6 protein-coding genes and 1 tRNA gene are annotated in these 11292 nt (G+C 69.7%); 4 read left to right on the top strand and 3 right to left on the bottom strand.

The annotated features are described in order from the left end of the window. Positions 1 to 413: 413 nt before the first annotated feature. Both ACWGID_RS08015 and ACWGID_RS08010 read right to left on the bottom strand, forming a co-directional pair. Complete coding sequence (locus ACWGID_RS08015; RefSeq protein ID WP_452195579.1) at positions 414 to 2093, bottom strand: GTPase; 1680 nt, start codon at positions 2091 to 2093, stop codon at positions 414 to 416. After that, complete coding sequence (locus tag ACWGID_RS08010) at positions 2090 to 5410, bottom strand: dynamin family protein (protein ID WP_452195577.1); 3321 nt, start codon at positions 5408 to 5410, stop codon at positions 2090 to 2092. The genes ACWGID_RS08015 and ACWGID_RS08010 overlap by 4 nt, the downstream gene beginning before the upstream one ends. Before the next feature lie 61 nt (positions 5411 to 5471). On the opposite strand from ACWGID_RS08010, the gene ACWGID_RS08005 reads away from it, so the two are divergent. Further along, complete coding sequence (locus tag ACWGID_RS08005; RefSeq protein ID WP_452195575.1) at positions 5472 to 6245, top strand: hypothetical protein; 774 nt, start codon at positions 5472 to 5474, stop codon at positions 6243 to 6245. Positions 6246 to 6499: 254 nt separating this feature from the next. Here ACWGID_RS08005 and ACWGID_RS08000 read toward each other — a convergent pair whose 3' ends face one another. After that, entirely contained in the window at positions 6500 to 8194 is a 1695-nt protein-coding gene (locus tag ACWGID_RS08000) for a PrsW family intramembrane metalloprotease (protein ID WP_452195573.1), read from the bottom strand. A gap of 160 nt (positions 8195 to 8354) precedes the next feature. Between ACWGID_RS08000 and ACWGID_RS07995 the strand changes: the two genes are divergently transcribed. The 3 genes from ACWGID_RS07995 (at position 8355) to ACWGID_RS07985 (ending at position 11191) form a co-directional block, all read left to right on the top strand. Continuing rightward, positions 8355 to 8428 (top strand) — tRNA-Arg (locus ACWGID_RS07995). Positions 8429 to 8945: 517 nt separating this feature from the next. Continuing rightward, the gene (locus ACWGID_RS07990; RefSeq protein ID WP_452195571.1) at positions 8946 to 10553 is read left to right on the top strand and encodes an ABC-F family ATP-binding cassette domain-containing protein; all 1608 of its coding nucleotides are present in this window, start codon (positions 8946 to 8948) and stop codon (positions 10551 to 10553) included. Positions 10554 to 10702: 149 nt separating this feature from the next. Continuing rightward, positions 10703 to 11191 carry a DUF1269 domain-containing protein gene (locus ACWGID_RS07985; RefSeq protein WP_452195569.1) on the top strand — a complete coding sequence of 163 codons (489 nt, stop codon included), beginning with the start codon at positions 10703 to 10705 and terminating at the stop codon, positions 11189 to 11191. Positions 11192 to 11292: the final 101 nt, after the last annotated feature.

Genomic DNA, 11292 nt, shown 5'->3' with positions numbered 1-11292 from the left:
GTCATCAATGTGTCGGCCCGCCCCCGCCCCCGCTAGCCTGTTTTATTTGAGCGCGCGGGCGCCCGGCCCCCCCCCCCCCGCCCCGCGCCCAGCGCACGCATTTCTCCCCAGAGCCCCCGCCGGCACCCAACGCGCCGAGCCTCTCCCAACACCCGTTGCCGCACGCCCCGATCCCGTCGCGGCGCGAACCGATCGCCCGGCCGCACCTCTTGCCGTGCGCACCGATCGCCCCGCAGGACTTACTGCCGTGCGCACCGATCCCCTCGCGACACCTGTTGCTGTGCGCGCCGACACCCACGCGACGACTGTTGCCGTGCGCACCGATCGCGCCGCGGCACCTGTTGCCGTGGGCACCGGCCGACCTGCAGCTCGACGGCACGCCCGCCGCCCTAGCGGCGAGCGGCCGTCTGCTGCTAGTCGCGAGCGACGGCGAGGCTGTCGCGGCAGGTGCTGTAGGCGGTGAGCTCCTCGCGGGCCGGCGTCACGACGTGGCTTTCGGCAACCTTCTCCAGCTCGTCGCGGAGCGCCTTGGCCACCTGGCGAGATCGACGAATCGCTCCGTTGGTCGCGAAGAGCCGGCACACGATCGACAGCCCCAGCCCGAGGACGGCACCACCGACCAGCATGATCCACGCGTAAGGAACGCCGTTCCACTCCGGCAGCGGCGGATCGTCGAGCTTGCCGATCCGGGTCACCACCAGGGCGATCAGCCAGGCCGCCCCGCCCAGCATCACCAGGAACAGCAACCACTGCACGATCCGCGCGAAGCCCCACCAGCCGGGATTGTTGCTGACCCCAAGGTCCGTCCGCGCGACGGCCTGGTCGAGCTCGTCGCCCAGCGACTCCTCGCGACGCCGGATCGTGGAGCGCACCGAGTCCGCCCATGGCCGCGACAGGCCGTTCGCGGCCTTGGTCGTGATCGTGCGGACGGCGGCATCCATCCGCGCCCGCTGAACCGGCGTTGCCGCAGGCAACGAAGAGCGAGCGATCGCCACCTCGTTGGACGCGGACTTCCGCAGCGCCTTGCCCTGCTCGCGCGACACCTGGTCGCCGTGCAGCCGCCGCAACGGATCCGGCCGGAACCGCCCGACCCACTTGGTCAACGGCCACCCGGTCGCAGCCCGAGCCCGCTGCAGATAGGACCGCCGTACGGCGTCCGACACCACCGACAGGCCACTCGCGTCCGACAGCGCGTCAACGAGTTCGGTGACATCGGCCTCGTCGATCTCCGGCGTCTTGGCGGTGCCGCACTGGCTCGCCATCCGGTCCGCGACCCGGTCGACGTCCGCGGAGAGGCGTTCCCGCGCCGAGCGCTTGTTGCTGACCCGCTTGACCAGAAGCGACCGCACCTCTTCCAGGCCGTCGCCGCTGACCGCCGACGTCGCGACGACCGTCGGGGACTTCAGACCGTCGGACTTGAGCAGCTTCTCCAGGTCCTCGAGGCAGCTCTTCCGCTGGTCCGGCGTCAGCTTGTCCATGTGGTTGAGCGCGAACACCATCACCCCGGAATGCGAGGCGAACGGCTTGATGTACCGGTTGTGTAGCGCCGCATCGGCGTACTTCTGCGGATCGACCACCCACACGAGCATGTCGACCAGCTCCACCAGCCGGTCAACGATCAGCCGATGCTCGACCTCAGTCGAGTCGTGGTCGGGAAGGTCCAGCAGGACCAGTCCGTCCAGGTCCTCGGACTGTGCCTCTTCGAGCGAGCTCCGGTGCTGCACCTGGTGCCGCCGCGGGATGCCCAGCCAGCTCAACACTTCACCAGCAGGCTCGTCACCCCAGACACAGGCGAGCGGCATCGAGCTCGTCGGCCGGCGCGTTCCGATCGCGGCCAGGTCGAGCCCGGTCAGCGCGTTGAACAACGACGACTTCCCCGAGCCGGTGGCGCCCGCGAGCGCGACCACGGTCAGGTCTCCGGACATCCGCAGTCGCTGGCCGGCCCGGTCAACGATCTGCGCGGCCTCGGTGAGCACCACCGGGTCCAGGCGCCCGTCGCCGGCCTTCGCGGCCGACTCGAGCGCGTCGATCTTCTTCAGGACATCGGTCTCGGCCCGGGTCGGGGTCTCGACCGCATCCACTGTTTCCGTCACGTGCAGTCCTCCACCGCGCGCGCGGCCTCCGTCAATTGCCTGGCCGTCTCGACGTCAACCGGATGCTGGTCAAGGACAGCCAGATAGCGGGCGAATTCGGCATCCATCAGGGCATGAACCTTACCGTCAAGGTCTTCCCGTGCCTTATCGACCATGCCCTGAACTGCCTTGTCGCCGAAAACAACCTCCAGCAGCCGTTGCCCGACGACCGCGCTGCCCGCGCCGACACTGGCTTGCGCACCCTTCGGGATGCCGGCGCCACTGGCGAAAACCACCACCATGAGGGAGAGGCCGATCCCGTTGACGCCGTACTCCAGGATGCGCGCGGTCGACTTCTTGTCGGCGCCTTCCTTACGGATCAGGTCCAGCACGAACTCCTGCCAGTCCCGCACCGTACGACTCGCCGCCGCCGGGAACTGCTCCGACATCGCACCGAGCGACGGGCCACCATCTCCCGCACTGTTGCCGCTGGCACCGTTCCCTGCGCCGCCGTTAGCGCGGGCGCTGTTGCCGCCGCGACCACCGGAACCACTCCGGCTCCCGGTGCCGCTCACAGCCCTGCCAGTCGCGCCCGTTTCGGCGTTGCTGCCACTGGCTAGATCCGCCTCGGCGGCCGCCAGGAGCTGCCGGCCCGGAGCCGACGCCTGCCATGTCTTCTCGGCCCGCTCGGCGGCAGCCGCGGCATGCTCGCGCAGCAGCGACTCGAGTCCGGACTGGATCGCGTCGCTGACATCACGAGTCTCGGCCGGCTTGTTGCCGAGCGAACTCTTCAGCCGATCGCGTAGCCGGCCCGCGTTCGACTGCAGACCCTTCAGGAGTTCGCCAGTCCCGACGAACTCCTGCCAGCGAGCCAGCACCTCGCCACGCAGCAGCGTCCCGTCCTGGCACGCCTTCGCAATGTCCTTCACACCCTGGTCGTACGCCGTCTCCACCGACGACCGCAGCTCAACGGCAGTCTCAGCCTGCGCCTTCACGGCAGCCGCGAACGGCGGCGCCTTCTTCACCATCGCGCTGACCGCGCCCTGCAGGGTCCGCCGTACGACGGCCGCGCGCGCCTCCGCGTCGGCGGCCAGGTCGATCAGCCAGTCCTTGATCGAGGCAACAGACGGCTGCGGCAGCATCCCGTTGCCGTCGACAACCGTCTCCTGGATGGAGAACAGCGGCGAGTCCCCGAGGCCGCGTTCGAGCAGCATCTGCGCCAGGTGGCCGGTGATGTCGTCGATGGTCTCGCTCGGAGCCCGGTCGAGCACCACCGCGACCGCCGTACTGCGGTCAGAGGCACTCTGCAGGAACTCCCACGGGACAGCATCGGAGTACCGAGCGGCCGTAGTGACGAACAACCAGAGGTCGGCCGCCGCGAGCAGCTGGGTCGCGAGGTCGCGGTTCGCCTCGACCACGGAGTCGATGTCCGGCGCGTCCAGAATCGCCAGTCCACGCGGAACGGTGTCAGCGGCAACCAACCGCAGCTGCCCCGCATCCTCCATGCCGCCAGGCTCGTCCGAACTCGTCCGCGCCATCCCCGGCAGCACCCGGTCCCCTACGAACCAGTCCGCATCCGCCGGATGGTGAATCAGCACAGGCGACCGCGTCGTAGGCCGCAACACACCCGGCTCACTGACAACCTTGCCGATCACGGTGTTGACCAGCGTCGACTTGCCGGCGCCAGTTGATCCACCAACCACAGCCAGAACCGGAGCCTCGAGCTGCACCAGCCGCGGCAGCAGGTAGTCATCCAGCTGATCCAGCATCGCCTTCTGCTGCTGCCGAGCCTCGTCAGCCCCCACAACCTCCAACGGCAGCCGGCTCCCCGCCAACACACCGCGCAACTTCATCAAAGCCGTAATCAAAGCCATAGCAGCCTGCTCAGCCGCCAGCTTCTCCGCCAACTGCTCCCCAGTCAGCTCAGGCTCGACGTCCGCCTCGTCGTCCTCGTCGCCCGCAGCAGCCGCAGCCCGCCCGGCCTCGTCTCCAGCCCCCGCATCCGCGTCCTGCCCGGCCTCCGCGCCAGCAGCCCCATCCGAGCCCTCGTCCAAACCGTCCTGCGAGCCGCCATCCGATGCCACGCCCGAGCCATCACCCGACTCAGCCGCATCCACGGACTGATCCGCCTCGGCCACAACCGCAGCCTGCTCCGAGCCATCACCGGACGCCGCATCCACGGACTGCCCGGCAGCCTGGTCCGCTGCAGTGCCTTCCGCAGCCCGACCATCGCCCGCGGCGACACCGCCCGCAGGCTCCCCCGCCGCGTCACTCGCCGGGTCACTCGCCGGGTCACTCGCCGGGTCACTCGCCGGGTCACTCGCCGGGTCACTCGCCGGGTCACTCGCCGGGTCACTCGCCGCAGCGTTGTCCGCCGCGCCGCCTTCTCCGGCCCCGCCCGCAGCAGGTCCAGCTACGTCGTCGGCAGCATCTCCGACCATCTCGGCCGAGAATTCACGCGAGGCGTCACCACGCGGCCCGCTGTCGGCCGCATCCGCTGCCCCGCCAGAGCCGTCCGCCGCATCCGCACCAGCACCCTCGGCCGCGCCAACCGTCGACCCGTCTGCCCCGCCAGTCGCATCAACTGCTGACTCGTCCGCCCCGTCAGCTTCGTCAGCGGACTGGCCCTCAACCTCGGCGTCATCCGCTACGCCGGCGTCTGCAGACTGCGCAGAGGCGCTGTCTACCGAGCTGACGGTCGGGTCGCCCGCCGAAGCGTCCGCGACCTCGTCCGCCGAGTCAGACCCAGCCCGTCTGTCCGCCGCACCAGCCAAGTCACCCGCAGCCGCAGCCGCGACATCACCTGCCGCGTCAGCAGCCACGTCACCCGCCGACTCGACCTCGCCGCCAGCCGCGGATCCGTCGTCGCTCTCGTCGGACTCGTGGCCCGCTTCTGATGCGGCCCGGACGTCGCCGGACCCGTCAACCATGTCGCCAGCAGCCTCAGCGTCAGCTGGCTCGAGGACCGCGTCGCCAGCAGGCTCTGCGTCAGCTGGCTCGCGGCTCGCGTCGGCAGCCGCGTCGCCGGACTCGTGGGTCGAGTCGGCAGTCGCCGCCGCGTCACCGGGCTCGTGGGCCGTCTCGGAGGTCACAGCGTCGGCGTCGGGCTCAGCGTCGGGCTCGGCGTCGGGGTCGGAGGCCGTCTGTGAGTCGGCTGCCGGGGCGGCGGAGTCGGTGGGAGTTGGGGTTGTGGGTACGGCGGCCGTGGTGGGGTCGTCCGTCGACTGCTGAGCGCCCGGCGCGGGAGTGCTGGGCTTCTCCGGCTCCTTGGGGAGCCCGACGATGATGTTGCCGAATTCGAGGGGGAAGCCATCCGGGGACTCGTCAGGCTCGTACACGACACCGACGGCCGGGCGAGAACGTCGGGCGGCAGACGCCGACTGTACGGCGCTCTGCTCGGTGGAGGACGCGGTTGGCGATCCGTTCGAGCCCGTGGTGGACGACAACTCATCCCCAGATGCCGAGTCGTGGGCAGCGGGAGCCGAGGCGTTCGCGGCAGTTTCCGCGTTGTCTCCGGCAGATGCCGAGTCGGTCGCCGACGCGGCGGGCTTTGTCCCTGCAGTCTCCGAAGTCGCCGCGGTATCCGGTTCAGCCGCAGCACCTGAGTTGGCCGTCGTACCGCTCGGCTCGGCGGTCGCAGACGACGTCGCGGCGTCAGCCGACTCGGTCGGCGTGGCGGCTGGCTTGGCTGGCGCGGTCGTTGCGGGGTCGGCGGGCGGCTCGGTGGCTGCGGTGGAGTCCGTCGCCGAGGTCGTGTCGGTTGCGGCGGGCGAGTCCATCGTTGCAGCGGTTTGGGCGGCTGATGCGTCGTCTGAGGTGGCAGAGGAGTCGACGCTGGGGCTCGAAGTGGCGCTGGAGGCTTGTCCGGTGCTGCCGTCGTCTGTGTTGTCCGCACGGGCTTCGGCGGGGCCGGTGGGGGTCACGGGCGCGTCCGAAGTGGCCGCAGCAGGCTCGGCCGTCGAGGCACCCGAGGTAGGCGTGCTCGAGGCGGAGCCGTCGGAGGTCGAGGCCGAGCTCGCCGCATCCGAGGCAGAGGTGTCCCGGGGGGATGAGGCCGGGGTCGACGCCGCCGGAGCAGAGGTGTCCGGGGTCGGTGCGGCCGGGGTCGGGGCGTCAGGGGGTGATGAGGGCGGGGTTGACGCGGCCGGGGTCGGCTTGTCCGGGGTGGGGTGAGGCGACTCGGGGGTGGGGTCGGACTTTCGGCGGCGGCGACGCCAGAAGCCTCGGGGTTTGGGGGTGGACTGGGCGATGAGGTTCGCCAGCTCCTGGGCAGACTGGTCCTGGCCCGGAACCCGCGGTTCCGGACCTTCACCAGCTGCTGACCTGATGTCAGCCACGGTGTCCGCCCACGGACACAGGGTGCCCGGTCGGACAGCGCAGAAGCAAAGTCATCGTCATCCCCGTTTGGCGGCGTGGACGGGTGGCAGTCACTGCGATGGTGGGTACGGACCGTATCCTCCCGGCGGTCCTTGTTGGCCAGGGGGTCCCGGTGGGTAACCGGGCTGGCTCGCTGGGTGACCGGCCTGACCCGGCTGATACCCCGGCTGGGCCGGCGGATAACCCTCCGGTCCGCGAGGCCCATCCTGCGGCCGGTACCCGTCAGAACCCGGGTACGGCGCCGGCCCGCCCGGCGGCACCGGAGCCCCCGGACCGGACCCACCCGGACCAGGCACACCACCACCAGGCACACCACCAGGACCAGGACCAGGCCCACCGCCCGGCCCAGGCGCACCACCCGGACCACCAGAACCAGGCCCCCCAACCATCGGACCACCACCCATCGGTCCACCGGGAACGGGCCCGCCATGCAGAGGTCCGCCGCCCATCGGGGCGCCGGGCATCGGACCAGGCGGCATCCCGCGGTATCCGGGCGCGGCCTGCGCGAACGCCGGCATCGGCGGGAACGGCACGGTCGCCCTCCGCGCGCGCAACTCGTCGAGCAGCGCCTTCTCGGTCTCGAGCGCGTCCGGACCGATCACCTGCCGGACGATCTTGTCTCGCAGGTAGGCCAGCTCGGTCGCGTTGTGCTGGAACGACTTCGCGGCCGCTTCCGCCTGTGGACCGTACCGCCGCGCGTTCTGCCGCAGCGCCTTGCGCCCGCGTAGCGTCGCGATCAGCGGTACGTCCTGAGGTATCAGCCAGCCGAACCGCACATAGTCATAGAGCCGGGACGCGATCATCTGTCCCTCCCGGGACCGCATCACCAGCGCGAAGATCACCAGGCAGATGAACAGCGGGACCATCAGGCACAGGTAGGCGAGGATGAAGCCGCCGCCACCGGCCCAGCTCGCCGACGCGTTCCACGCCGCGTGCGCGAGGACCGCCGCGAGGTACCCGACGACCGGCGCCAGGAACCGGACGACGGTACTTCGGTGCCGGATCGCGACGCCGATGCCGATCGCGGTGAACGACGTGAAGAGTGGATGGGCAAACGGCGAGATCACACCGCGGATGATGAACAGCGCGAACGCCCCACGCAGACCGGCGTCGCTGCCGGCCTCTTCGGACAGCGTGTTGAACACGCGGCCGTAGTACAGGATGTTCTCGGTGAAGGCGAAGCCGACGCCGACCATGCCGGCGTACACGAGGCCGTCGATGATGCCGTCGAACTCCTTGCGCCGGACGAGTGCCAGCAGCAGGATCACGGAGCCCTTCGCGAACTCCTCCACCGGGGGCGCGACGAAGACCGCGGACCGGTCGCCGCCGACGCCGGTCTCGGCCAGCCGGTGCGACACCTCGGTGTTGATGAAGATCGCGACCAGGGTCGCGATGAAGGCACCCCAGCAGAGGGCGAAGACGATGTACTTCGTCGGCTCGGGCTCATATCGGTCCAGCCAGAGGTAGAGCGCGATCACCGGGATGACCGGGACGAACGCGAACACCAGGCCCCAGGTGAAGCCGCCGGCGCCGGTCGACTTGGCCACGATGCCGAAGATCACCAGACCCGCGATCGCGAACACCACCGCGATCACGATGCCGATCAGCACCCCCTGGTTGCGGCGCTGGCCGGGGACCGGGTGGTTACCGAGCACGGTGGGCTGCGGGTACGGTCCGCCCGGCGAGTACGCCGAGCTCGCCGCGGGCTGCGGCGACCCGGACGGGCCTGGTGAGGGGTAACTCATGAGCGCAGCCTAGTTGGGCGCCCGACCATGCGGCAGGACCACCCACTCAGCGTTACCGGGATGGAACGACAACCCTGTACTTCGCCCCGCCCCGCGGCACGGGCTTCGGGAACCGAGAGGCGCGAGCACCCGGCTATCTGAGAGACTCTCCCTGCCATACGCCCCCGTAGCTCAGCTGGATAGAGCGTCGGACTTCTAATCCGTTGGTCGCAGGTTCGAGTCCTGCCGGGGGCGCTCGGTAAATCTGCAGGTCAGCGGCCCCCTCCACGGGCTGCAGCCGGCGGTGTCCCAGCTGAGGGCGGCGATGCCATCCGCTAACTCGGCGCCTCGACCTGTCCGGTCGGGTCGTTTCCGACCCTGGAACTGCTGCCCCGGAGCGCAGGGTCACTCGGGGGCCACAGCGAGTCGCGTCCGGTACCGGACGCCGGACGGACAGGCCCCCTTCAGGTGACGGATTCGTTGCCCTGCGCAACGCTTTCACCCCAGTTCCGACGGGGGACGAATGCCCTGGGCAACAGCCCGCACACCCCGGCATGTGATTGCCGTCACATGATAAAGTTGAAGTCGTGGAGATCGAGGTCGACAGAATCTAGCCGCCGAACTGCCGGTGGCCTGTTCCTCTCTCCCGCGTCCGCCTGATCGAGGCGTTGACCGCGGTCCCGGCACGTTCGCATCGGACCCGTCGTACTCCGTCCGTGCCTGCGCGCGGCTTCACTCCCCCGGCATCAGCAGCCGGGAAGAAAGCAGAAGCATGTCTCCCAAATCCGCAATCACCCTCCGCGAACTGACCTTCGAGTGGCCGGACGGCGCCGTCGCGCTGGCCGGTGTGAACGGCACCATCAACGCCGGCCGCACCGGTCTCGTCGGTCGCAACGGCGCGGGCAAGTCGACGCTGCTGCGCCTGATCGCCGGCGCGCTGCAACCCACCTCTGGGCAGATCGACGCCATCGGCGAGGTCGGGTACCTGCCACAGACGCTCACGCTTCGCCAGGACGCGACCGTCGCCGAACTGCTCGGGATCGATGCGATCGTCACCGCGATCCGGGCCATCGAGGCCGGGGACGCCGACGAGCGCCACTTCGACACGATCGGCGACGACTGGGACATCGAGTCCCGCGCCGGCGAGGCCCTCGACGAGCTCGGGTTCTCGGCGAGCGACCTGGACCGCCGGGTCGCCGAGGTGTCCGGTGGCGAGGCGATGCTGATCGCGATCACCGGGCTGCGTGTCCGCCGTACGCCGATCACGCTGCTCGATGAGCCGACCAACAACCTGGACCGGCCGACCCGCGCCAAGCTGGCCGAGTTCGTCGACCAGTGGCCCGGGACGCTGGTTGTGGTCAGCCACGACCTCGAACTGCTGGAGCACATGGACAACACCACCGAGCTGTACGGCGGGACGCTCAGCATGTACGGCGGTCCGTACAGCACGTGGAAGGAACACCAGGAACAAACACAAACCGCGGCCCTCCAAGCCGCAAAGTCAGCGCAGCAAGCGCTCAAGGTCGAGAAGCGGCAGCGTGTCGAGGCAGAGACCAAACTGGCCCGGCGGGAACGCACTGCGAAGAAGACGCAGCAGCAGGGTGGCATACCGAAGATCCTGGCCGGAAACCGCGCGAGTAAGGCTCAGGCGTCAGCCGGTGCAATGCGCTCGACGCTGGATGACAAGGTGCAGTCGGCGCAGGCAGCGGTCGACGCCGCGGACGCGCGAGTACGCCAGGAGGAGCACATCCATCTGGTCCTCCCCGATCCCGATGTCCCCCGCGGGCGCCGTCTCGCCGAGTTGTACGACGAAGACCGCACCATCGTGATCCAAGGCCCCGCGCGGGTCGCACTGGTCGGCGCTAACGGCAGTGGGAAGTCCACGCTGATCAACCACCTCGTCAACGGCACCGCTGCGACCCCCGGGCGGCCGTACGGGAAGCTGCTGACCAATCTGGTCGGGTACCTCCCGCAGCGCCTCGACGGCCTGGACGACGACGCGACTGCACTGGCGAACGTGCAGTCTGTCGCCCCGGAGACCCCTGCCGGCACGATTCGCAACCAGCTCGCCCGTCTGCTGCTGCGTGGAGACAGTCCGGACCGTCCGGTGCACACGCTGTCCGGTGGGGAACGTTTTCGCGTCTCACTCGCCAGGCTGCTGCTCTCGGAGCCGCCGGCGCAGCTGCTCGTACTGGACGAGCCAACCAACAACCTGGACATCACCAGCGTCGAACAGCTCGCGGAAGCCCTCGACTCCTACCGCGGTGCCTTGCTCGTCGTCAGCCACGATTTCGCGTTCCTGGAGCGGATCGGCGTCGACACGGTCATCGAGCTCGACAGCGACGGGCGCATGCACCAGCGACGCGATCTGCACCTCTGACCGGGTCTGCACCTCTGACCAGTAAAGGCGCAGGTCAGCAGGGTTGCTGCGCGCTCTTCAGGGGCGCTCCACGGCGGGCTACGCTCGACTCAGGGCGTGGCCCGGGGGCACGTGGGTTGCGCCGGACCTTCGAGGGGAGGAGCGGTGGCATGACCACGTTCACGGTGTGGAAGTTCGATGATCCTGACGGCGCCGACCGGGCGGTCCGGATCCTGAAAGGGGCCAGCGCGGACGGGCTGGTGAAGATCCTCGACCACGCGGTGGTCACCTGGCCGAAGGGCAAGTCGAAGCCGACGACGCACCAGAGCCACGAGGACACCTGGAAAGGGACCGGGTGGGGCGCGTTCTGGGGTCTGCTGCTCGGCGCGTTGTTCTTCGTCCCGCTGATCGGCGGTGCGGTCGGGGCCGCCATCGGCGCGATCAGTAAGGCAACGGAGGGCGTCGGCATCACGAAGGAGCAACTGGCGAAGATCCGCACCGAAGTGACGGAGGGGACCTCGGCCCTGTTCGTCGTCACCGACGAGGGCGACCTCGACCGCCTGGGCGAACGGTTCCACGGCATGGGGAGCAAGCTGGTCGACACCAACCTCACCGAGGCGGAGCGCCAGACCCTCTTGGAGACCTTCGGCACCCACTGATCGCACAAACGCGCGCGGCGGCCCGCCGGGGCGGCCGCCCCCCCCGGGTTGTGAGGGCGTTCCTAACCACATCACAGCGATGATTAGGGGCCCCGGAAGAA

The sequence above is a fragment of the Kribbella sp. NPDC054772 genome (genome assembly GCF_053611945.1).
This window is presented reverse-complemented; position numbering and strand designations above follow the sequence as displayed.